Raw genomic sequence first — 22,025 nt, 5'->3', positions numbered from 1 at the left:
GGGCCCCTTACTTGCGCTTCTTGCCGTCGTAGTGCGGGTTCTCCCAGATGACCGAGCCGCCCTGTCCGAGGCCGACGCACATCGCGGTGAGGCCGTAGCGGACGTCGGGACGCTCGGCGAAGTGGGCCGCGAGCTGGATCATGAGTCGCACGCCGGAGGCGGCGAGCGGGTGGCCGAACGCGATGGCGCCGCCCCACGGGTTGACGCGCGGGTCGTCGTCGGCGATCCCGAAGTGGTCGAGCAGCGAGATGACCTGGATCGCGAAGGCCTCGTTCAGTTCGAACAGGCCGATGTCGTCGATCGTGAGGCCGGCCTTCCTGAGGGCCTTCTCGGTCGAGGGGATCGGGCCGATGCCCATGATCTCGGGCTGGACGCCGGCGAAGGCGAACGAAACGAGCTTCATCTTGGGCGCGAGCCCGAGCTCCTTGACGGCTCCGCCGCCGGCGAGGAGCGACATCGTCGCGCCATCGGTGAGGGGCGACGACGTGCCGGCCGTGACGCGGCCGTGCGGACGGAACGGGGTCTTGAGGGCGGCCAGATCCTCCATCGTCGTCTGCGGGCGACGGCCCTCGTCCTCGGTCGCCAGTCCCCAGGCGCCGTCGGCGCCCTTGGTCGCGACCGGCACGAGGTCGGGCTGGATCTTGCCCGCGTCGTAGGCGGCCTGCACCTTGTGCTGGCTGAGCATGCCGTAGCGGTCCGAGCGCTCCTTGGTGAGGTGCGGGAAGCGGTCGAAGATGCGCTCCGCCGTGACGCCCATGTTGAGGGCGCCGGGATCGACCATGCGCTCCGCCACGAAGCGCGGGTTCGGGTCGGCGTTTCCGCCGATGGGGTGGTGGCCCATGTGCTCGACGCCGCCCGCCAGGGCGATGTCGTACATGCCGACGCCGATCGAGCCCGCCATGGTCGTGACGCTCGTCATCGCACCCGCGCACATGCGGTCGATCGCGAAGCCCGGCACGGTCTGCGGCAGGCCCGCGAGGATCGCGACCGACCGGCCCAGGGTGAGGCCCTGATCGCCCGTCTGCGACGTCGCGGCGATCGCGACATCGTCGATGCGGTCCTTGGGAACTCCGGGGTTCCGCTCCATGAGTCCGATGGTCGCCTTGACGGCGAGGTCATCGGCACGGGTGTTCCAGTACATGCCTTTTTCGCCGGCGCGCCCGAACGGGGTGCGCATGCCGTCGACGAAGAAGACGTCCGAAATCTCGGCCACTCTGCCTCCAGAAAGTAGGGATGCCGCCAGCCTAGGAAGGGCCTCCGCGGCCGAAGAATCGGGTGGCGGAAACCTACGAAGCGGTTTCCGAGGCCTCCGCGGGAGCTTGCACGGAAACCACAAAGGCATCGGCGATCACCTGTGAGGTTTGCTCAATCTGCCAGGCCCGCGCGCCCAGCTCGGCGAGGGCTTCGCCGATGGATGCCGCGGTCACGGGCTCGGGCGGAGCCCAGGCCACACGCCGCAGGAGCTCGGGAGTCAGGAGGTTCTCGACGGGCATGGAGAGCTGCTCCGCCCGCTCCTCGACGCGAGGTCGCGCCGTCTTGAGTCGCGCGTCGGCGGCCGGGTTGCGGTCGCTCCAGGCGCGCGGCGGAGGCAGGGAGTCCCCGCCCGTCGCCCGATCGTTGGGAAGCTCGGTCGTGGCGCGGCCCGCTTCGATCGCGGCCCACCAGCGGTCCAGCTGCGTGCGGCTGGCGCGGCCCGTGAACTCCTTGACGCGCGCGAGATCCTGCTTGCTCTTGGGGTCGGCGAGCACCGCGGCGACGAGTGCCCGGTCGGGGACCAGGCGACCCGGCGAGACGTCCTCCTCACGGGCGAAGTCCTCGCGGGCCGTCCACAGGGCGCGCGCGATGGCGAGGTTCCGCCGCCCGCGCACGGTGTGCAGGCCGCTCAGGCGGCGCCACGGCTCCTCACGCGGGGGCTTGGGCAGCCGGTCGAGCACGGCTTGGAACTCCTCCTCGGCGAAGCCCCGCTTGCCCTGCGCGTCGAGTTCGCCGGCGAGCACGTCGCGCACGTCGACGAGGTGCTCGACGTCGAGGGCGGCGTACTCGAGCCAGTCCTGGGGGAGAGGCCGCTGCGACCAGTCCGACGCCGAATGCGCCTTCGCGAGGCTGATGCCGAGCGTCTCCTCCACGACGGCGCCGAGGCCGACGCGCTCGCGGCCGAGGAGGCGGGACGCGAGCTCGGTGTCGAAGATCGAGGACGGCACAAGATCCAGCTCCCGCAGCGACGGAAGGTCCTGGCTCGCGGCGTGGAAGACCCATTCCGCATCGCCGATCGCCGCCTGCAGCGCGGAGAAGTCGCCGATCGCGGGCGGGTCGAAGAGGAAGATGCCCGAATCGCGACGGAACACCTGCACGAGGTAGGCGCGCTGCGAGTAGCGGAAGCCGGAGGCGCGCTCGACGTCGACGGCCACGGGCCCCGTGCCTCGAGCGAGGCGGGATGCCGCGGCCTCGAGTCCCGCGAGGTCGTCGATGACGTCGTACTCAGCCACGCGGGGACCTGCCTGCTCCGATGACGGGGATCCCTTCCGACCCGGGCGGGAGCCCGGCGAGCATGCAGACGAGCTCGCCCCACGCCTGCACGTGGGGTCCGATGGGCCCGGCGGGCGACCACGAGGCGCGCAGCTCGATCTGCGCCCCGTCGCCCTCGGCCGCGAGCGACCCGAAGCCCTTCGAGAGCGTCTTCGTCGCGGTGCCGGACGCCGCGTGATAGGCCGCTCCGCGGGAGTCCAGGGCATCGATCAGCCACGACCACGCCACATCGGCGAGCATGGGGTCGATGCCGATCTCCGGCTCCAGCGGCGCCTGGGCGAAGCACACGATGCGCCACGCTCCTTCCCATGCAGCCGGCTCGTCCTCGTCGTGAAGGAGGATGAATCTACCTGTACCGTACGCCGAGTCCTGGCCCCGATCGTCGGGACGCACGTCTCCGGCCAGTGCGAGTGCGTGCGGCGCGAGCCCGGATGGCGACGGGATCTCCCGCACGACGAGGTCGTCGCGGAAGGCCGTGTCGCGCACGTCGGCGGCCGCGCGCTCGAACGACGGCGGCGGCGCCGGGGGTCGAAGCTCAGCCACGCGGACAGACTAGAGTGAGGGCTCGATGGTCACTCCCAGGCGCGCCGCGACGCGTGGCGCTACCCCCGCCCTGATCGCCGGCATCCGCGCGGCTCTCGTGACCCTGAGCCTCGCGTTGACCGGCGTTCTGACCGTCCTGGGCCTCCTGTCGGTCCGCATCGCGCGCGAGGTCGTGACGCCCGCTCGTCGACGCGCCGACATCACCATCGTCGACCTCGACACGGCGGCGCAGACCATCACCCTCTCGCGGACGCCCGACACCGAGCTGCCCGGCCGGTACGGCCTGTTCACGACGGGAACCGCGTCGTACGTGAAGCTCGGATCGGTGCTCGGCCAGGACGACGGAACCGTGAAGCGCAAGCTGCTGACCCACGTGCCGCCGACGTCTCAGCTCGCAGCGGAGGCGGCCTTCAGCGGCTGGTACTACGCGCAGCCGGGCGAGCTGCACCTTCCCTTCACGCCGGAGCTCATCGGATCGTCCGTCGGGCCGTGCCCCGCGTGGCTCTTCCCGGCGGTCGAGCCCACCGACACCTGGGTCATCCAGATCCACGGGCGCGGCACGAATCGCCAGGAGTGCCTGCGCGCCGTGCCGCTCTTCCATGCCGCGGGCATCACGTCGCTCGTCGTCTCGTACCGCAACGACGGCGAGGCGCCGCGCAGCCGCACGGGCACCTACGCCCTGGGCGCGACGGAGTGGCGCGACGTCGACGCCGCCATCGGCTTCGCCCGACGCCGCGGCGCCCGTCGCATCATCCTCATGGGGTGGTCGATGGGCGGGGCGATCGCGCTGCAGGTCGCTCTCAACTCGGCGCACGGCGAGCTCATCGCAGGGCTCGTGCTCGAGTCTCCGGTCGTCGACTGGCGGGTCGTGCTCGACTACCAGGCCAAGCTCCTGCGCATCCCGCACGCCGTCACCGACCTGGCGATCGGCGCCCTGCAGTCCGAATGGGCGACGCCCCTCACCCGCACGGGAAGCGCGATCCCGTTCGACCGTCTCGACGTCGTCTCGCGCGCCGATGAGCTCCGGCATCCCATCCTCATCCTGCACAGCGACGACGACGGATTCGTGCCGTCCGACGCATCGCACGATCTCGTCGTGCGCCGCCCCGACCTCGTCGAGATGCAGGTCTTCGAGGTCGCCCGCCACACGAAGCTGTGGAACTACGACCAGGAGCGCTGGAGCCGGAGCATCCGGTCCTGGCTGTCGCGGCACGACCTCATCCCCGCGGGCGCAGACGCAGATAGCTGAACCCCGCGTCGTCGACCAGCATCCCCGCCACCGTCGATTCCGTGCGCTCGGCCGGGCTGACGAAGGGATGCCCCGACCGCTCGAGCACGGGTGACACGGTCACGCAGATCTCGTCGACGACGGCGGCATCCACGAACTGCGTCGCGAGGGCCGGACCGCCTTCGCACACGATCCCGCGGAGGCCGTGCGCGCGGAGCGTCGCGACGATGGCGGCGGGGGAGAGCCGGTCGGAGTCCGTGGGCACCGCCCAGACCTCGGCCGCGGCATCCCGAACCGCATGCCGCACCGTCTCGACGCGCGTCGCAGGACACAGGACGATCGCCGGCGGCCGGTCTTCGCGACCCTGCGTGCGCAGGCGCCCCGCCAGGTCGCCCGTCGACGTCACGATCGCCAGTCGCGCGGTCTTGGGCAGCAGGTAGCCCTCGGCGCGGACCGTCTCGGCGCCGACGACTACGACGTCCGCCGCGCGGCGGATCGCGCCGAGGACGTAGCGGTCGGTACGCGACGTGATCGTCTCGCTCGTCCCGTCGGCTCCTGCCGTCGCGCCCGTGACGGTCGTGATGAGGTTGAGGCGCACGTAGTCAGGGGTCGGCGGCCGATATCGCTCGGCCATCCAGGCATGCGTTCCCGGAGACCGGACCTCGGCTGTCGCGAGCGTGCGCGGGACGACCTCCGTGACGACGCCCGCGGCGGCGGGGGAGCCGTCGGTCATCAGGCCGCGAGCTTCGTTCGCACCTGCCGCTTCGCGCGCATCAGCATGCCCGTCATCCCCGCGATGCGCAGGGGGGAGACCGCGCGGGTCAGGCCGATGCTCTGCGGGAAGTCGTCGGGCACGGCCAGCACCTCGTCGGCCGTGAGGCCGGTGAGGCCCTGCACCAGGATGCTGGCGAATCCGCGCGTCGTGGGTGCCTCCGCGGGCGCTGTCGCGTGCATCGCGACCACGCCGTCGGCGTCGACATCGAGGATGATGTAGACCGGCGACTGGCACTCGGCGACGCGCTCGGCGAGCTCGGGGTGTCCGTCGTACTCAGCGGGCACGGCGGGCAGCTCGTTCGAGAACTCGAGGAGCAGCTGCAGCCGATCGGACTCGGGCAGCTCGAGGAACTCCTCGCGGATGTCGGCGAGCGACGCGGGAAGAGCGATCTCAGTCATCGCTCCCATCCTCCCACGCCGGGATGCCGCGGGCTCAGGCCGGGAGTGCCCCCGGCTCGTCGCCGGTGACGATCGGCACGCGCACGGCGCTGCCCCACTCGGTCCAGGAGCCGTCGTAGTTGCGGACGCTGTCGAAGCCGAGCAGGTGGTGCAGCACGAACCACGTGTGGCTCGAGCGCTCGCCGATGCGGCAATAGGCCACGATCTCGTCGTCGTCCTTCAGGCCCGCGTCGCCGCGATAGATGGCGTCGAGCTCGGCGCGAGGCTTGAAGCCGCCGTCCGCGGCGACGGCACGCGCCCACGGCACGCTCTGCGCAGTGGGGATGTGTCCCGCGCGCAGCGCGCCCTCTTCGGGGTAGGCGGGTGCCGACGTGCGGGAGCCGTTGTACTCCTCGGGCGAGCGGACGTCGATGAGGGGCTTGCCGAGGTGCGCGAGGACGTCCTCCTTGTACGCGCGCAGCGTCGAGTCGTCGCGCTCGACGACCGGATACTCCGTCGCCTCTCGGCCGGCCGGCTCGGTCGTGAGCGGACGCCCCTCGGAGATCCACTTGTCGCGTCCGCCGTCGAGCAGGCGGACGTCCTCGTGTCCGAAGAGCGAGAACACCCAGAGGGCGTACGCGGCCCACCAGTTGTTCTTGTCGCCGTAGATGACGACGGTGTCGTCGCGCGAGATGCCCTTGCGGCTCAGCAGCTCGGCGAAGCCCGCGCCGTCGACGTAGTCGCGCACGACCGGGTCGTTCAGCTCGGTGTGCCAGTCGACCTTGACGGCGCCCGGGATGTGGCCCGTCTCGTAGAGCAGCACGTCCTCGTCGGACTCGACGACCACGAGACCCGGCTGTCCGAGCCGCTGTTCGAGCCACTCGCCGGTCACGAGCCGTCCGGGATCGGAGTAGTCGGCGAACTTGGCGGACGAGGTGTCGAACTCGACGGACACGGGATGCTCCTCGGGTCGGGGCGTGCACTGCGACGGCGTAGGGTTGAACCGCGCTCCTCGACCCTAGATTCCCGCACAGGGCGGCGCACCACCCTTGTAAGACGGCGACACAGGACGAGATGACCACCACGGCTGCCGGAATCGTGCACCTGACGGAGCGCACGCCGCAGGTGTCGGGTGCCGAGATGGTGGCGGCGCTCGTGCCCCCGCCGCAGTTCGACGGCGCGACGTTCGACTCCTACCGCGCCGACCCCGCCTTCCCCTCCCAGCAGGAGGCGAAGGATCTGCTCATGACCTTCTCCGGCCTCGGCCAGCCGGCGGCGAAGGGCGGCTTCTTCCGCCGCGCCAAGAAGGGGCCCGAGGTGAAGCCCGGCGTGTACCTCGACGGCGGCTTCGGCGTCGGGAAGACGCACCTCCTGGCGTCGATCTACCACGCGCTACCGGCACGACGGAAGTACTTCGGATCGTTCATCGAGTACACGGCGCTCGTCGGAGCACTCGGCTACCAGAACACCGTCGAGCTCTTCCGCGGCGCCGACCTCCTCTGCATCGACGAGTTCGAGCTCGACGACCCGGGCGACACGATGGTCATGACGCGGCTCCTCGGCGAGCTCGTCTCGGGCGGCACCCGCATGGCCGCGACATCCAACACCCCGCCGAACGCGCTCGGGGAAGGCCGCTTCGCGGCGCAGGACTTCCTCCGCGAGATCCACGCGATGGCCGCCAACTTCCAGACCATCCGCATCGACGGCACCGACTACCGCCAGCGAGCGATCGACGGGCATGCCGCCGTGCTGACGCCCGCGGAGTACGAGCGGACGACGATGGATGCCTCGACGCGCGGCCTCGTGTCCGACGACGCCTTCCCGCGCTTCGTCGAGCACCTCGCCCACGTGCATCCGAGCCGCTACATCCGGCTCATCGACGGACTCGCCGGGATCGGCCTCCGCGACGTCGTCGAGCTCGACGACCAGTCCGCAGCGCTGCGGTTCGTCGCCTTCGTCGACCGCGCCTACGACGCGCAGATCCCGATCCGGGCCACCGGCACCTCGCTCGACCTCGTGTTCGGCGAGGAGATGCTGCACGGCGGCTACCGCAAGAAGTACCTGCGGGCCATCTCGCGTCTGGTCGCGCTCACGCACGAGTGAGACCGGTTCCGTAGCCGACTCGCGGCATCCGGAAACCTGATGTTTACACACAGCCTCCTCGCGTAACCGATGCGAAACAGCGTCCCCAAGCCGCGGTAACCGGCGCTCGTCAGAATGGGCGGACCCGACGCTGATTTCCTGCGTCCCTGCAGAGAGGTTCCTCCCGAGATGGATCAAGGCAACACCGCATTCATCCTCATAGCAGCCGCACTGGTTCTCCTGATGACGCCCGGCCTGGCGTTCTTCTACGGCGGACTCGTGAAGGCCAAGAGCGTGATCAGCATGATGATGCTGAGCTTCGGCGCGATGGGTCTCATCGGGGTGCTCTGGGTGCTCTACGGCTACGCGATCGCATTCCCGTCGACCGCGGTCGGTCAGATCCAGTTCCCGTGGACGATCGACCCGGCGGAGTTCGGGCTGTCCAGCCTGCTCGAGGCTCCTGACGGCGCCGCGTACCCGCCGCTCGCCTTCGTAGCCTTCCAGGCCACGTTCGCGATCATCACCGTCGCCCTGGTCTCCGGCGCCATCGCCGACCGGGCCAAGTTCGGCGCGTGGATGATCTTCGCGGCCGTCTGGGCGACGATCGTCTACTTCCCGGTCGCGAGCTGGGTCTTCAACTTCGGCCTCGCCGACGACGGCAGCTTCTCGTACGGCGGCTGGATCACCTACGGCATGCAGACCTGGTTCGGAGTCGGTGCGATCGACTTCGCGGGCGGCACGGCGGTGCACATCAACGCCGGTGCCGCAGCCCTCGCCCTCGCCCTCGTCCTGGGCAAGCGCGTCGGCTTCCAGAAGGGCATCCAGGTTCCCCACAACCCGCCGTTCGTCCTGCTCGGCGCGGGTCTGCTGTGGTTCGGCTGGTTCGGCTTCAACGCCGGCTCCGAGCTCGCCGCCGACAACACCGCCGCGATCGCGTTCGTCAACACAATCGCCGCCCCTGCCGCGGCGCTGCTCGCGTGGCTGGTCGTCGAGAAGATCCGCGACGGCAAGCCGACGTCCGTCGGTGCCGCCTCGGGCGCCGTCGCGGGCCTCGTCGCCATCACCCCGGCGTGTGCGTCGCTGCTGCCGGTGTGGGCGATCCTGCTCGGCTTCATCGCCGGCGCGGTGTGCGCGCTCGCGATCGACCTGAAGTTCAAGTGGGGCTTCGACGACTCGCTCGACGTCGTGGGCGTCCACCTCGTCGGCGGTCTCATCGGAACGCTCTTCCTCGGCTTCTTCGCCAACAACACGGGCCTCATCTACAGCGGCAGCTTCACGCAGCTGATGGTGCAGGCTATCGCCGCCTTCTCCGTGCTGATCTACTCGTTCGTGCTCGCGTACGCCATCGGCTGGATCATCCAGAAGACGATCGGCTTCCGCGTCAAGAACGAGGACGAGATCGCCGGCATCGACACGGTCGTGCACGGCGAGGAGGGCTACGTCCTCACCGACGCCCGCGGCTGATCCGCATACGGCAGGGGAGGGGCGTCGCGCATCGCGCGGCGCCCCTCTCGCGCGTCCGGTTAGGGTGTGAGGTCATGAGCCCTCGTCGCAGCCTGCTGGGCGCCCTGAAGAGCCTCCTGACGCCTTCTCGCACGCCGTCGACGCCTCACGAGCGCGCAGCACCCGCCCCCGCCGCACCGGCCCATGACGTGGCCGGACGATCGGGGACCGCCGCGACGACGGCCGTCGCACCCCCGCCCGCGGGCGGTCTCAGGATCACGTACGCGCCCGATCACGACGGCGACCCGGATGCCGGGGAGATCGTGTGGACGTGGGTGCCCTACGCCGAGAACGACGGGCGCGGCAAGGACCGGCCCGTGCTCGTCATCGGCAGGCAGAGCGCGGATCGCGTGTACGCCGTGCGACTCACGAGCAAATCGCACGACGGCGACCGCGACTTCCTCGCACTCGGCTCCGGGCCCTGGGACACGAAGGGCCGCCCCTCCTGGGTCGACATCGAGCAGCTGTACAGCGTGCATGCCGACGGCATGCGCCGCGAGGCATCCGCCCTCGATCGGAAGAGGTTCACGATCGTCGCGGACGCGCTGCATCGGCGCTACGGGTGGACCGTGGGGGAGAGATGACGAAAGCCCGGGTGATGCCCGGGCTTTCGGTTTCTGTGGGCGATACCAGACTCGAACTGATGACCTCTTCCGTGTGAAGGAAGCGCGCTACCAACTGCGCCAATCGCCCGTGGCCCGTGGGGGCCGAGTCATGATCCTACTAGATGCGACGGGGTCCCACGAATCGCCGGCAAGACACGCGCGGGGGTCGCTCGGTTTTGCACCTGCGCGGGGATCGGATAGAGTCTTTCAAGTGCCCGGGTGAGAATCCCGGGAACGAAATGCGGATGTAGCGCAGTTGGTAGCGCATCACCTTGCCAAGGTGAGGGTCGCGAGTTCGAGTCTCGTCATCCGCTCGAGTGCAGGGATTCCCTTCAGGGGAGTCACGGCACGTGGGGTCAAACCACACGCGGTGGCGTGGCCGAGCGGCTAGGCACCGGCCTGCAAAGCCGTTTACACGGGTTCGAATCCCGTCGCCACCTCCACTCCTCTAACTGAACAGCCTTTTAGGCGCGATTGGCGCAGCGGTAGCGCGCTTCCCTGACACGGAAGAGGTCACTGGTTCGATCCCAGTATCGCGCACCACCCGAAACCCCCGGCTCGCCGGGGGTTTTTCGTTTCTCAGCGCCGCGTCGACGGCTAGGGTTGCCGCGTGACCCCGGTCGAGGACATCCGCGCGCGGCTCCGCGCTGCGGGCGACCCCGCGCGCGCTCCTGGTCAGCAGGCGTACATGAAGTCGACCATGCCCTTCTACGGCGTTTCGCTGCCGGAGGTGCGGCGTCTCACGCGCGCAGCGTTCACGGGCGAGACGGATGCCGGGCCGCTGCTCGCGGCGGCGCGGGAACTGTGGGACGGGGCATCCCATCGAGAAGAGCGCTACGCGGCCATGCACGTGCTCGCACTTCGGCCGCTGAAGGGGGAACCGGCCGTGCTCCCGCTCGCAGAGCACATGGTGCGCACGGGGCAGTGGTGGGACATCACCGACGAGCTGGCGCACCGGTTCGCCGACGCGCTCGACGAGCGGCCCGAGGAGACGGCGGGACTGCTGCGCCGATGGAGTTGTGACGACGACTTCTGGATACGGCGCGTCGCGATCATCTCGCAGCTGGGCCGCCGCGACCGCGTCGACCCCGTTCTCCTCACGGACGTCATCGAGCCGAACACAGCCGACCGGGAGTTCTTCATCCGCAAGGCGATCGGCTGGGCGCTGCGCGAGTACGCGCGCGTGCAGCCCGAGTGGGTGCGCCGTTTCGTCTCCACGCACGAGCTGAGCCCGCTCAGCACCCGCGAGGCGCTCAAGCACCTCTGACAGCGGTCATAGAATTCATGACCCCTTGGTCGACGGCCGAGCCGCGAGGCATACTGGGCCAGACGCTCCACTCTTCTGACCGGATCCGCCGACCGCAGGGAGTCCGCATGACACCCGGCCACCGCTGGGGCGTCTCGCTCGCCGCAGCCGCAACGACCATCGCCCTGGTTGCAGGCAGTGCCGCGACCGCGAACGCCGCGCCGCCGACCGTCCCCGCCATCGACCTGCCCGCCGGGAACTCCGGCGACTCGAGCTTCATTTTCGAGTACGGCGCACCATCACCACCGAGTCGTCTCCTCACGATCGGATCGGACACGACGAGGATCCTGTTCGATCCGCCTTTCGGACCGGCCGGCCCCGAGATGTTCTGCAAGCTGGTCGCAAGCGATGGCACGACGATCGCTGAGCGCCTCTGGGAGGACGACTGGTGGTCGACCGACCACGGACTGGACGTGCCGGCCGGCGCGATCTCCGATGACGGTGCGCTGTATACCGCGTCCTGCGTGACTCAGATGGAATCCCGATCCGAGGCGAGGTGGACCCTCGTGGGTGACGCCGGCGCCCCCGCTGAGCTGACGCTGAATCACTCTGCGGAGAAGGCGACGAGAATCACCGAACGCGACCCCCTCGACGGATGCTGCGCGCCGGACGACATCGCGATCGCTCCGGGTGAGCGCATCCGCATCCGGGGATCGGCGGGCATCTGGTTCCCTCTCGGATCCGCCGTTCGCCTCGAGGCCCGGATCGAAGGGTCTTCGGGCGGGACGGTGCCCGCCGAGCAGGTGTCCGCGACGTCGGACGGGTCCGTGCTGGGTCTCACCATCCCGAGCGGCATCGCCGCCGCACCCGGCGACCGGCTCAGGGTGTTCGTCGAGTCGACCTCGACGGTGTCCGGCGGCGCGACGTCAGCGGACCAGGTGCTGACGCGCCTGTGGAACCACTCCTTCGTCGTAGCGGAGAAGCAGGCCACGACGACGGCGCTCACCCTCGATCGGCGCTACGCGCTCACCTCGCGGACAGCCGTCAACGCCCGCGTGGTCGTCACGGATCCCGCGGGCGGTCAGGTCGACGGCACCGTCACGCTCATCGTCGACGGCAGAAGCGGACCCGCGACGACGGTCGTGGGAACCGGCTCCGCCTCCGCAGTCCTCCGGTTGCCCGCGCTGAGCAGAGGTCCCCACACCGTGGTCGCCGTCTTCGGCGGCTCCGAACGGCTGCTGGGCTCGACGAGCCCTACCCGGCAGGTTCGCATCCTGCTCTGACGGCTCAGGCTCCCGAGGGGCGGTTGAGCTCCGCCATGATCGCGGGGAAGACGTCGAGGTGCGCTCGATGCCCGACGAACACGTCGGCGTGGCCGTACCCGGGGATGACGTGGAGCGTGTGGCGGCCCGGCTGGTGGCGTTCGAGGTATGCGTGGGTGGCCCGCTGGCTCTGCGGAAGGAACGCGTGGTTCTCCGCACCCGTGAAGAGCGCGAAGCGCGCCGTCGATCGCGGGGCCGCACTCGCGTACCGAGCAGGCATCCCGTCCACGGGCTGGAACGCGACGACCTGTCCGGCGCGCTCCGACTTCGCGATCTGGGCGTACATCGCGAGGGGGATCTTGCCGAATTCCGTCGCGAGCCACTCGTGCGTCTCGCGATCGAGGTTGCGGTGCCGCCAGATCGCGGGATGCCCCGATCCGAGGGCGAAGCTGGCCATGTTGCACGCCGGATTGCTGCACTCGACGTGCCAGAGCCGCACGGCGGAGCGCGTCACGAGGTGCACGCCCTTCTCTGGCCCGTCGCCCCACGCGACGTCCACGTACGGCTGGCCTCGCTGGAAGAGCGGGCGGAGCATGTGCAGCTTGACCTTGGTGAACCGGGGGACGACGGGATGCAGCGACACCCCGTTCGAGACGACGGTGTCGATCTGCGGCACGAGACCCGCGACGACCGCCATGCTCAGGCTCGTCGAGCCCTGGCAGTGCGCGATCGCCTTGATCGAGTCGGCGCCGGTCTCGGCGACGATGTGCCGCACGGCGGCGGGATGGTCGAACCGCGCGACGTCGTCCAGCGTCCAGGGCAGGGCATCGAGGTCGGTCGACCCGCGCCAGTTGAAGAGCCAGACATCCCAGCCGTCGGCGAGCAGGACGTCGACGATCGACCGGATGGCGGGCGGGCGGAACGACTCGGCGCGCATGCCCGCGCCGTGGACGAGCAGCACGGGCGGCTTCGTCGGGGCGACCGGACCGCGCACGTGGATGAGGGTGAGGGGGACACCGTCGTCGGCCTTGATGAAGTGGTGCTCGTCGACCTGCGCCCGGCGCGCGGCGGTGATGGTCGTCGTCATCGCGCCGCCCCCTCGGATGCGCTCTCCCGCGGCGGCGCCGGCGGCAGATAGGCGTCGGCGACCGACTTGCCGAAGAACATCCCGAACCGGCCGATCGAAGCGAGCGGCCCTCGGCCGGCGCCGCGGAACGTCGTGAGCTGGCGTGCGAAGTCCTGCGGGAGGATCCGCAGCATCCCCGCCGCGATCGTCTCGCCGCTGCCGTCGTCCGCGCCGTTCTCGCCCGGCGGGACGTGCCCCTTCATGATCCGGACGTAGAGCGTCGAGGTGTCGCTCCAGACGTCGAGGCCGGGGTCGTCCCGCACGGTCTTGAAGCCGTACATCGTCAGGGGGCTGCCCGAGATGTCGCTGAACCACAGCCGGTACCGCATCTCCCGCGTCCGCGCGTGCGCGGTGTCGACGAAGAGGTTGGCCCAGCCGCGCTGCACGGGCAGCTGCCCGCCGAGCACGTCGCTCTCGACGTAGCCTTCGGCGACGGCCGTGTGATCCTCGCTCGAGACGAACCGCTCCACGTCGGGAGCCGTGATCGTGAGTCTGAACATGAATCGCTGCCCGAGCCGCCGCCCCGTGTGCCAGCCCGTCATCGAGTCGGTCGCACCGAGAGCGATGTAGCCCTTCATCTTCTCGGTGAACTCCATGCTGCGGCCCGGCACGGGATCGACGACCACCGGGACGTCCGCGTCGACCGGCGCGGTCTCTGCCGCGCGACGGCGCACGGGGCGCGGCTTCTCGAGGATGTGCTCGATCGCCCGGTCGGCCATCGCGGCGATCGTGAGCGACGGGTTCGGCCCCACCGGACCCGGGACGGCGGAGCCGTCCACGACGAAGAGGTCGGGATGCCCGAACGACTCGTTCCAGTTGTCGACGACGCCCTCGTGCACGTGCCGGCCCATCGGGCTGCCGCCGAGCGGATGCACCGTGATGACGCGCTTCGTCCACCACAGCGGGTTGTCGCGGAAGGTGCCGCCGAGCGTCTCGGTGATGTCCTTCATGGTGCTGCGCATGGCGTCGAAGTACGCCGCGCTCGTCGCCGTGGTCCACTCGATGTCGAGCTCGCCGTCGCGGATCGTCATGCGCCCATCCGGCGTGTCGCGTCCCATGCCCAGGAGCGGGAGCGAACTCGAGGTGAGGCGCCCCTGGCCGACCAGCTTGGCGACTTCGGCCGAGATGGTCGATTCGTTCCGGCCGCTGAGGCGGTTGCCGACCATCTGGCGCACGACGGCCGCCGCCGTCTTGAGCGACGACGTGACCTGCGACGTCTCGATGAGCCAGTTCGCGAACTCCGGGAATCCCGCCTCCTGCACGTAGTAGCCCCGGCCGCGGCCGGCCTCGTCGACGCCGTCGGGCTGACGGATCGCCGTCGTGATGACGGGTCCGTAGGTCGGGTCGATGAAGCGGATCTGCCCCGCCTCCGACGTCGACGTCGCATCCATGCAGAACGTGATGAGGTCGCCGTTGCCGCTGAAGCGACTGCCGAGCGCCCGGCCGAGGGCCGGCAGGTTGGCGCGGTTGCGAAGCAGGAGGGCCGTCGTCCCGAAGGTGCCGGCGCCGAGGAAGAGCTGATCGCACGTGATCCGGAGCTCGGTGCGCGAGCGCTTGCCGTCCGCCTCGGCCTCCGTGCCGTACTGCCGGTACCGCACCTCGTAGCCGCCGCCGGGCAGCGGCGAGATGCCGTAGACCTCCGCGAGCGTGCGGATGTCCGCGCCCTTGGCCACCGCGGCCGAGAGGTAGTTGTGGTCGAGCGTGTTCTTCGACCCCTCGTTGCAGCCGATGTCGCACTCTCCGCAGAGACGACAGGTCAGACGCGTCGCGCCGTGGATGTTGCCGTACGCGGGCTCCTCGATCATCTGCTTGGGCTGCGGCGCGGCGCCCGGCCGGGGCGCGAACGTCACCGCGAGGGGCGGCTCGAAGCTCGGCATCCCGAGGCTCACGGCGGCATCCCGGAGCGCCTTGGACTTCGGAAGATCGGGGTAGGGGCTCGGCGTCGGCGTCATCATCGCCTCGACGGCGTCGTAGTGCTTGTCGAGGTCGTTGCGGCCGATGGGCCAGTTCTCGTATCCGCCGCCGGGGAGCGGCGAGTCGTGGACGAACCACTTCTCGTCCTTGCGCAGCAGAACGTTGGCGTAGATGAGCGATCCTCCGCCCAGCCCCGCCGACACGATGCCCTCGAGCTTGCGGAAGGAGCGGATGTCGAAGAGCCCGAACAGCTCGTCCTTCGGCTCCCAGAACGCGCGGCTCATCTCGTACGGATTGCGCGCGAAGCTTCCCGGCGGGTACGCGCGACCGCGCTCGAGGACGACGACCGACCGGCCCGCCTCGGCGAGGCGGAACGCCGAGACCGACGCGCCGAACCCCGACCCCACGACGACAGCGTCGACGTGCTCAACCTGTGCCCCCACAGCTGTCCCTTCCGTGCGCGCTCCATCGCCCGGCCCCCGCCCGCACCAGACCACACGCTAGTGAGCGCGACCCTCGCGCCGCAACGCATAACCGCCGGAGCATGCGAGGATCCGCCGGTTCGGACGCCGCGATGGGCGATTGCAGCGGTTCGCGACGAATGATGATGGCCGCGGCATCCTCCCCTTCACTATGATTCGGGCAGATCCACTGGGATGAGGGCAGATCCACTGGGGGACCGCCGTCCTGCGCGATTGGAGTCGGCAGTGAGCAAACCATCCGTGTTCGGGCGCGCGTTGATCCGGGTGTACTCGCGCGTCAATCAGCGCACGCCCTGGCACAAGCTTCCGTTCGTGTTCGGGCTCTTCAACCTGATCGCGCTGCGCGATCAGCTGCGCGAGGACAACCTCGTCGACACCCGCACGCCCGGCGGTGCCGGGCTCACGCCGGGAGTCGCACTGGCCGACGCGCCTGACGCGGTACGTCGCTTCCGCACGGCGGACGGCGGCTATGACGACCTGAGCGACCCGGATATGGGCAAGACCGGCACGCGCTTCGCCCGCAACGTCGCCCTCGACAAGGCGTGGCCGGGCACGCCGGAGGAGCTGCTCACCCCGAATCCGCGCGAAGTGAGTCAGCGGCTGATGCGCCGCGACGAGTTCACGCCGGCCACGTCGATCAACCTGCTCGCGGCATCCTGGATCCAGTTCCAGACGCACGACTGGTTCGCCCACGGCCGTGAGGACCACGACGACATCGAGATCCCGCTGCCCGAGGGCGACAAGTGGTTCGAAGACCCCATGCGCATCCCGCGCACGAAGCAGGACGGCACACGCGTCGACGCCGACAAGCACCTGCCGCCGACGTACATCAACACCAACTCGCACTGGTGGGACGCCTCGTCGATCTACGGCAGCACGGAGGCCAAGCAGAAGGCCGTCCGCAGCTTCGTCGACGGCAAGCTCGTGCTCAAGAACGGACAGCTTCCGCTCGATCCGGCCTCCGGCGTCGCGCTCACGGGATTCAGCGAGAACTGGTGGGTCGGGCTCGGGATGCTACATACGCTGTTCACTCTCGAGCACAACGCGATCTGCGATGCGCTCAAGAAGAACCACCCGCATCTCACAGAGGACGAGCTGTTCGGCATCGCGCGGCTCGTGAACTCGGCGCTGCTGGCCAAGATCCACACTGTCGAGTGGACGCCGGCGATCATCGCGCACCCGGTTCTGAAGGTCGCGATGCGGGCGAACTGGTGGGGCCTCGCCGAGGAGAAGCTCCACCGCAAGTTCGGCCGCATCAGCAAGAGCGACGTGATCAGCGGCATCCCCGGATCGGCGCACGATCACCACGGCGCGCCGTACCAGCTCACGGAGGAGTTCGCGGCCGTCTACCGCCTGCATCCGCTTCTGCCGGAGCAGCTCGACGTGCGCTCGCTCGACGACGATTCGCTGCTGGACTCGATGGACTTCAAGGAGATCATCCTCCTGAACGCGCAGCGGGTGCTCGAGGGTCCGCAGGAGGTGGAGGACCTCTGGTACTCGTTCGGCATCCAGAACCCGGGCGCAGTGCAGCTGCACAACTTCCCGCGATGGATGCAGGACATCACGCTTCCGGACGGCGTGCGCCTCGACATCGCGGCGCTCGACATCACGCGCGACCGCGAGCGGGGCGTGCCGCGCTACAACGAGTTCCGCCGCCAGCTGCACCTCAAGCCCGCCGCGACCTTCGCGGAGCTCACCGACAACCCGGTCTGGGCCAAGGAGCTCGAGGAGATCTACGGCGACGTCGAGAAGGTCGACCTCCAGGTCGGCATGCACGCCGAGACGCCGCCTGCGGGCTTCGGCTTCAGCGACACGGCGTTCCGCGTGTTCATCCTGATGGCCAGCCGCCGGCTGAAGAGCGACCGCTTCATCACCGACTGCTACACGGAGGAGTACTACACGAAGACCGGCCTGCAGTGGATCGCGGACAGCGACATGCGCACCGTCCTGCTGCGGCACTTCCCCCAGCTCCACAAGGCGCTCGACGGCGTGCCGAACGCCTTCGTGCCCTGGAACGTGAGCGCGCCCCGCACCACCACCAGCGCCGCGACAGCCGCCGCCGGCCAGCACGAGTGACGCCCCGGCGTCCGGCAAGGAGTTCCATGACCACCACGACCGAGGAAGACCGCGAAGCGCGGATCACCCTCATCCGCACGTACTGGGACGTGTTGATGGCCGCCGACATGGTGGCCTTCCGCAAGCTGCTCGCCCCCGGTGCCGTCATCCACTACCCGGGCCAGAATTACATGTCCGGCGACTACCGCACGACCGACGACATCGTGGGCCTGTACACGCAGCTCACGCAGTTCATCAAGGACGGCGTCTTCGTCGGCGAGGTGCTCGACATCACGGTCGGCGAGATCTTCACGACCGTCATCCTGAAATACGAGATCAGGATGCCGATCAAGACGCTGCAGGGGCGTGCGACGGGTATCTTCATCCTCGACGAGAACCACCTCATCAAGGAGTACTGGCTCCACGAGTGGAACCAGCAGATGATCAACTGGGTCTTCCGCTCGTCGCGGTGGTTCGGGTGGGTCACCAAGCTGCTTCCCAAGAAGAGGAAGAAGTGATGGCGAAGTCCCGCCCGAATCAGAAGCCTCTGCCTCCCGGCCGCTTCGGCATGCCGTGGCTGGGGGAGACCTTCGACATCATCAAGAACAACCACGGGTTCTACAAGGACCGGCTCGCGAAGTACGGCCCCATCTTCAAGACGCGGCTGTTCGGCAACAGCTTCGTCGTGTTCTCGGGCCACGAGGCGTTCCACACCTTCGCGACGGACGCGCGCATCGTCCGCGGCGACGCCGACCCCATCTCCGCCGAGCAGATCTTCCTGAACTCGCTCGCGCTCATCGACGGCGTCGAGCACCACACGCGCAAGTCCGTCATGCTCCGCGCGGTCGGCTTCCGCTCGGCCATCGCGTCGTATCTGCCGACGATGCAGTCGCTGCTCGAGCGGACGATCGACCCGTGGCTCGAGAGCGGCGAGGGCGCCAACCTCCGCGCCGACCTGCAGCGGTTCGCCGCACGCCTGACCGGCGCGCTGTACACCGGCGATCTCACCGAGGAGCATGCCGCCGAGCTCGACTACCACCTCGCCAACATGCGCGAGGCGTTCATGACGCTTCCGCTGCCGATCCCGGGGACGAAGTACGGCAAGGCGATCGCGGGCCGCAAGCGCATGGACCAGATCATCGGCGACGCGCTCGAGAAGCATCAGCGCGGCGGCTACGACGACATCGTCTCGCGCATGATCACCGCCGCGACAGAGGCCGATGTGCCGATCGACAAGCTCCGCGGCGACATCCGGCACCTGATCTTCGCGGGGCAGGGCGGGTACTTCGTGCCGCTGACGCTCGTGACCATGATCCTTGGTCAGCATCCCGACATCATGGAGAAGGCTCGCGCCGAGGTGCTCGCGATCTCGCCCGACGGGCCCATCACGATGGATCAGATCGAGCGGATGGAGTACCTCGAGCAGATCTCGAAGGAGCTCCGCCGCTACTTCGCGATGAACTCCGCGACGTTCTTCGGACGCGTGCAGGAAGACATGGAGGTCGGGGGATACCGCATCCCGAAGGGGTGGGGCGCCATCGGCGGCATCCACATCAACATGCGCAATCCCGACGTCTTCCCCGACCCGGACCGGTTCGATCCCGACCGGTTCGCGCCGAAGCGGGAGGCCGCTCTCGCACCCGGCAGCTACGTGCCGCACGGCGACGGTCAGTCCACGCACCACCGCTGCCCCGGCGAGAACATCGTCACAGTCGCCGTCAAGGTCTACCTGACCCTGCTCCTGCGCAAGGCGGACTGGTCGATCCCCGATCAGGACCTGACCCTCACGAACGAGCTGTTCCCCCTGCCCGCGAGCGGGCTGCGGGTGGAGTTCCGGGCGCATGTCCCCGTCGCCGGCTGACACGCGCAGCGACACGCCGCCGCTCGACGAGCACGGCATCCGCAAGCTCACCCACCTGACGAAGCTCATGGTGTGGGGCGATCGTCAGCCGGTGACGCGCACGCCCGCCGACCTCGGCCTCGCGTTCGAGGAGGTCGCCTTCCAGGCCACCGACGGCGTGCCCCTGCGCGGCTGGTTCATCCCGTCCGGCCTCGAGCGAGGACCGGCGGTCGTGTTCGTGCACGGCTGGCTGTGGAACCGTGCGGGCAATGCGGCGGGACGCGTGCCGTTCGTCGACCGCGACGTCGACTTCCTGCCGCCGACGAAGGCTCTGCACGACGCCGGGTACAGCGTGCTGCTCTTCGACCTGTCGAACCACGGCGCGAGCGGAAAGCGGCCGCCGCTCACGATGGGGCGGTGGGAGGCGCGGGACTTCAACGGCGCACTGGGCTATCTGCGCGGGCGCCCCGACGTCGATCCGGATCGCATCGGCGCTCTGGGCACGTCCGCCGGCGCGAACACCGTCATGTACGCGATCCCCGACGGACCGCCCGTCAAGGCCTTCCTCGCGGTGCAGCCGACGCGGCTCCCGGTGTTCAACCGCAACTTCTCCCGCGACGAGCTCGGCCCCCTGGGGCCGATGGCGGCGAAGAGCACCGACCTGCTCTACGTCTTCCTGCGGGCGCCGCTGCCGAGCCGGCACAACCCCGCCGACGTCGCCCCGAAGCTCGGGGACACCGTCGTGCAGTACGTGCAGGGGACGGGCGATCCCTGGGGCCGGATGAGCATCGTGGAGGAGTTCTCCGATCTCACGCCCCACTCGCTCGGCGTCATCCACTTCCCCTCGGCCGGACGCTACGAGGGGTACCAGTACGTCAGCAAGCAGGCCGACGACGTCGCGGCCTTCTTCACGGCGCACCTTTAGTCAGGAACGCCGCTCACGACCGAGCGGCGGGCCGAGGCATCCATCCCCGGCCCGCACTCGTGATCAGGGGTGCCAGAGCCCGTCATGCGCCTTCTGGCGCGTGTACTGGCGCGGGTCGAAGAACCGGTCGTAGTACTCGAGCTCCAGATGCGAGAACTGCAGCCACATGCCCGGCGTGTAGAACGCGTCGACGTGCGCGGGGAAGCGCCCGTAGGTGTCCCAGATGTAGTTGCAGATGTCCTTCGTGTAGGCGATCTCGTCGGGGCCGAACTTCGTGCCCTTCTCGAAGAAGGCCTTCGCGTCGTCCTTGTTGCGGTACGGGCTCGACCACACCGCCTCGTTGCCGTAGGCGGGGCCGTCGGCGCTGTACTTCGACTCGACGACGCGATCGACGGCTTCGTCCATCGACGACACGTACGGGGGCGTGAGCCCCTCGAGGATCCCGTCGATGCCGACGGGGTTCGGCTGGGAGGCCGGCACCGGCGGCCACTTGCGGTGCTTCTTCGGGTCCTCCAGGCGGAACCCGAGCCCGTGCCACCCCTTCGACTCGTCCTGCTGCCAGATGTACGGCGGGAAGACCGAGCCGTGGATCCAGCCGCCGAGGCCCATCGCCTGGCCGAGCAGCATGAGGTTCTGGAAGTAGAAGAACGCCTCGTAGTCGGTGCGCAGCGCGTGCCCGAAGCCGAGGGGCGCCTGGCTGTCCTTGTTGACGTAGCCGCTGCGAACGCGGGAGAGCCCGCCGATCGGGTGGTAGGGGATCTTCGGGCTGATGCCGAGGCCGCCGCCGATCTTCGCGAACCACTCCACGAAGCCCTTGGGGTGGAAGCTGCGCCAGTCGTCGAGGAAGAGCGGACGCATGCCGCCCGGCTCCGTCAGCAGGATGATGATCGCGTTGATGTACTGCCAGGTGCAGTCCACGACCGGGAAGAAGATCGTCGTGCCGGGCGTGTTCGACGCCTGGTTGTTCCAGCCCAGGTAGTACGGCCACTCCCGCGGGAAGTCGAGCCGCTTGTCCGAGATGCGGATCGTGCACTCTGCGGCGGCTGTGATCCAGTCGTCCTCGGACCAGTCGCCCCACTTGGGCGGGAGGTCCTTCAGCAGCTCGAGCGCGCGGGCGCCCTTCGGCGGCTTCAGCAGGAAGATGCCGTCGTCGTTGATCATGAAGAAGTAGGTGGCCTGCGCGTTGTCGGCGCTGCTGCCCGTGCGCGCGAGGATGTTGAGGAACGGCGTGCCGAGCTCGGGAAGGCCGTTCTTCTCCACGAGCGGGCCGTCGTGGGTCGTGATGCCCGTGATGCCCGTGACGCACGTGATGAGGATCGCCTCCTCGAGCTTGCTCAGGGGAGCGGGCGCGTTGTGGCTCTCATGACTGAGCGGCCCGGCGTCCACCGAGAAGCCCCGCGGGATCCGCCGCGTCCGCCGGTCTGTCAGCGCCGACAGGAACGGATAGCTCGCGAGGTCGGCGAGGGCGGGATGGATGCCGGTGGCCTCGGCGTCCGGCGAGACGGAGTCGTCGATCGTGGTCATACGTCTGCTCCT

Annotated in this window: 19 protein-coding genes and 4 tRNA genes; 13 read left to right on the top strand and 10 right to left on the bottom strand. The window is 69.3% G+C overall.

Going from position 1 to position 22,025, the window contains the following annotated elements:
• Window positions 1-7 precede the first annotated feature (7 nt).
• The 3 genes from AAIB33_RS05670 to AAIB33_RS05660 form a co-directional block, all read right to left on the bottom strand.
• Complete coding sequence (locus tag AAIB33_RS05670; RefSeq protein ID WP_345802583.1) at window positions 8-1,213, bottom strand: thiolase family protein; 1,206 nt, start codon at window positions 1,211-1,213, stop codon at window positions 8-10.
• Window positions 1,214-1,286: 73 nt separating this feature from the next.
• Window positions 1,287-2,486, bottom strand: a complete 1,200-nt coding sequence (locus AAIB33_RS05665) for a ribonuclease D (protein ID WP_345802582.1) — start codon at window positions 2,484-2,486, stop codon at window positions 1,287-1,289.
• On the bottom strand, window positions 2,479-3,069 hold the full coding sequence (locus AAIB33_RS05660; protein WP_345802581.1) for a DUF3000 domain-containing protein: 591 nt from the start codon (window positions 3,067-3,069) through the stop codon (window positions 2,479-2,481). The genes AAIB33_RS05665 and AAIB33_RS05660 overlap by 8 nt, the downstream gene beginning before the upstream one ends.
• Window positions 3,070-3,094: 25 nt before the next feature.
• Here AAIB33_RS05660 and AAIB33_RS05655 point away from each other — a divergent pair, with 25 nt between their 5' ends.
• On the top strand, window positions 3,095-4,318 hold the full coding sequence (locus AAIB33_RS05655) for an alpha/beta fold hydrolase (protein WP_345802580.1): 1,224 nt from the start codon (window positions 3,095-3,097) through the stop codon (window positions 4,316-4,318).
• Here the strand turns inward: AAIB33_RS05655 and AAIB33_RS05650 are convergent.
• The 3 genes from AAIB33_RS05650 to AAIB33_RS05640 are packed head-to-tail and all read right to left on the bottom strand — an operon-like array spanning window position 4,287 to window position 6,404.
• On the bottom strand, window positions 4,287-5,030 hold the full coding sequence (locus AAIB33_RS05650) for a dihydrofolate reductase family protein (RefSeq protein ID WP_345802579.1): 744 nt from the start codon (window positions 5,028-5,030) through the stop codon (window positions 4,287-4,289). The two genes, AAIB33_RS05655 and AAIB33_RS05650, sit on opposite strands and share 32 nt — an antisense overlap.
• A complete protein-coding gene (locus AAIB33_RS05645; RefSeq protein ID WP_345802578.1) occupies window positions 5,030-5,470 on the bottom strand; it encodes a SufE family protein in 441 nt (146 codons plus the stop codon). The genes AAIB33_RS05650 and AAIB33_RS05645 overlap by 1 nt, the downstream gene beginning before the upstream one ends.
• A gap of 34 nt (window positions 5,471-5,504) precedes the next feature.
• Window positions 5,505-6,404 (bottom strand): sulfurtransferase, encoded by a 900-nt coding sequence (locus AAIB33_RS05640; RefSeq protein WP_345802577.1) that lies wholly within the window; start codon window positions 6,402-6,404, stop codon window positions 5,505-5,507.
• A gap of 119 nt (window positions 6,405-6,523) precedes the next feature.
• Here AAIB33_RS05640 and zapE point away from each other — a divergent pair, with 119 nt between their 5' ends.
• The 3 genes from zapE to AAIB33_RS05625 all read left to right on the top strand — a co-directional run bounded on the left by zapE (window position 6,524) and on the right by AAIB33_RS05625 (window position 9,618).
• A complete protein-coding gene (gene zapE, locus AAIB33_RS05635) occupies window positions 6,524-7,552 on the top strand; it encodes a cell division protein ZapE (protein WP_345802576.1) in 1,029 nt (342 codons plus the stop codon).
• A 168-nt stretch (window positions 7,553-7,720) separates the two neighbouring features.
• Complete coding sequence (locus AAIB33_RS05630) at window positions 7,721-8,995, top strand: ammonium transporter (protein ID WP_345802575.1); 1,275 nt, start codon at window positions 7,721-7,723, stop codon at window positions 8,993-8,995.
• A gap of 74 nt (window positions 8,996-9,069) precedes the next feature.
• The gene (locus tag AAIB33_RS05625; protein WP_345802574.1) at window positions 9,070-9,618 is read left to right on the top strand and encodes a type II toxin-antitoxin system PemK/MazF family toxin; all 549 of its coding nucleotides are present in this window, start codon (window positions 9,070-9,072) and stop codon (window positions 9,616-9,618) included.
• A gap of 36 nt (window positions 9,619-9,654) precedes the next feature.
• Here the strand turns inward: AAIB33_RS05625 and AAIB33_RS05620 are convergent.
• Window positions 9,655-9,727: transfer RNA gene (locus AAIB33_RS05620), tRNA-Val, on the bottom strand.
• Window positions 9,728-9,880: 153 nt separating this feature from the next.
• Between AAIB33_RS05620 and AAIB33_RS05615 the strand changes: the two genes are divergently transcribed.
• The 5 genes from AAIB33_RS05615 to AAIB33_RS05595 all read left to right on the top strand — a co-directional run bounded on the left by AAIB33_RS05615 (window position 9,881) and on the right by AAIB33_RS05595 (window position 12,168).
• Window positions 9,881-9,953 (top strand) — tRNA-Gly (locus AAIB33_RS05615).
• 55 nt (window positions 9,954-10,008) lie between these two features.
• Window positions 10,009-10,082: transfer RNA gene (locus tag AAIB33_RS05610), tRNA-Cys, on the top strand.
• A 25-nt stretch (window positions 10,083-10,107) separates the two neighbouring features.
• Window positions 10,108-10,182: transfer RNA gene (locus tag AAIB33_RS05605), tRNA-Val, on the top strand.
• 67 nt (window positions 10,183-10,249) lie between these two features.
• A complete protein-coding gene (locus AAIB33_RS05600; protein WP_345802573.1) occupies window positions 10,250-10,906 on the top strand; it encodes a DNA alkylation repair protein in 657 nt (218 codons plus the stop codon).
• A gap of 17 nt (window positions 10,907-10,923) precedes the next feature.
• A complete protein-coding gene (locus tag AAIB33_RS05595) occupies window positions 10,924-12,168 on the top strand; it encodes an Ig-like domain-containing protein (protein ID WP_345802572.1) in 1,245 nt (414 codons plus the stop codon).
• 4 nt (window positions 12,169-12,172) lie between these two features.
• Here AAIB33_RS05595 and AAIB33_RS05590 read toward each other — a convergent pair whose 3' ends face one another.
• Window positions 12,173-13,234: an alpha/beta fold hydrolase gene (locus AAIB33_RS05590; protein ID WP_345802571.1), complete on the bottom strand. Its 1,062-nt coding sequence runs from the start codon at window positions 13,232-13,234 to the stop codon at window positions 12,173-12,175.
• Entirely contained in the window at window positions 13,231-15,630 is a 2,400-nt protein-coding gene (locus AAIB33_RS05585) for a GMC family oxidoreductase (protein ID WP_345802570.1), read from the bottom strand. The genes AAIB33_RS05590 and AAIB33_RS05585 overlap by 4 nt, the downstream gene beginning before the upstream one ends.
• A gap of 264 nt (window positions 15,631-15,894) precedes the next feature.
• Here AAIB33_RS05585 and AAIB33_RS05580 point away from each other — a divergent pair, with 264 nt between their 5' ends.
• From AAIB33_RS05580 to AAIB33_RS05565, 4 genes are read left to right on the top strand one after another with little or no spacing between them, the layout of a single operon-like run.
• The gene (locus AAIB33_RS05580) at window positions 15,895-17,745 is read left to right on the top strand and encodes a peroxidase family protein (RefSeq protein WP_345802569.1); all 1,851 of its coding nucleotides are present in this window, start codon (window positions 15,895-15,897) and stop codon (window positions 17,743-17,745) included.
• Window positions 17,746-17,771: 26 nt separating this feature from the next.
• Window positions 17,772-18,242 (top strand): nuclear transport factor 2 family protein, encoded by a 471-nt coding sequence (locus tag AAIB33_RS05575; protein WP_345802568.1) that lies wholly within the window; start codon window positions 17,772-17,774, stop codon window positions 18,240-18,242.
• A complete protein-coding gene (locus tag AAIB33_RS05570; protein ID WP_345802567.1) occupies window positions 18,242-19,585 on the top strand; it encodes a cytochrome P450 in 1,344 nt (447 codons plus the stop codon). Before AAIB33_RS05575 ends, AAIB33_RS05570 begins: the two co-directional genes overlap by 1 nt.
• Window positions 19,566-20,489, top strand: coding sequence for an alpha/beta fold hydrolase (locus AAIB33_RS05565; RefSeq protein WP_345802566.1), 924 nt, complete (start codon window positions 19,566-19,568; stop codon window positions 20,487-20,489). Before AAIB33_RS05570 ends, AAIB33_RS05565 begins: the two co-directional genes overlap by 20 nt.
• A 63-nt stretch (window positions 20,490-20,552) precedes the next feature.
• On the opposite strand, the gene AAIB33_RS05560 is transcribed toward AAIB33_RS05565, so the two are convergent.
• Window positions 20,553-22,013: a hypothetical protein gene (locus AAIB33_RS05560; protein ID WP_345802565.1), complete on the bottom strand. Its 1,461-nt coding sequence runs from the start codon at window positions 22,011-22,013 to the stop codon at window positions 20,553-20,555.
• Between the last annotated feature and the right edge of the window lie 12 nt (window positions 22,014-22,025).

It is taken from the genome of Microbacterium sp. AZCO, from assembly GCF_039614715.1.
Lineage (GTDB): Bacteria > Actinomycetota > Actinomycetes > Actinomycetales > Microbacteriaceae > Microbacterium.
The sequence above is the reverse complement of the archived record's forward strand: the minus strand, read 5'-3'. Positions and strand labels throughout refer to the sequence as shown.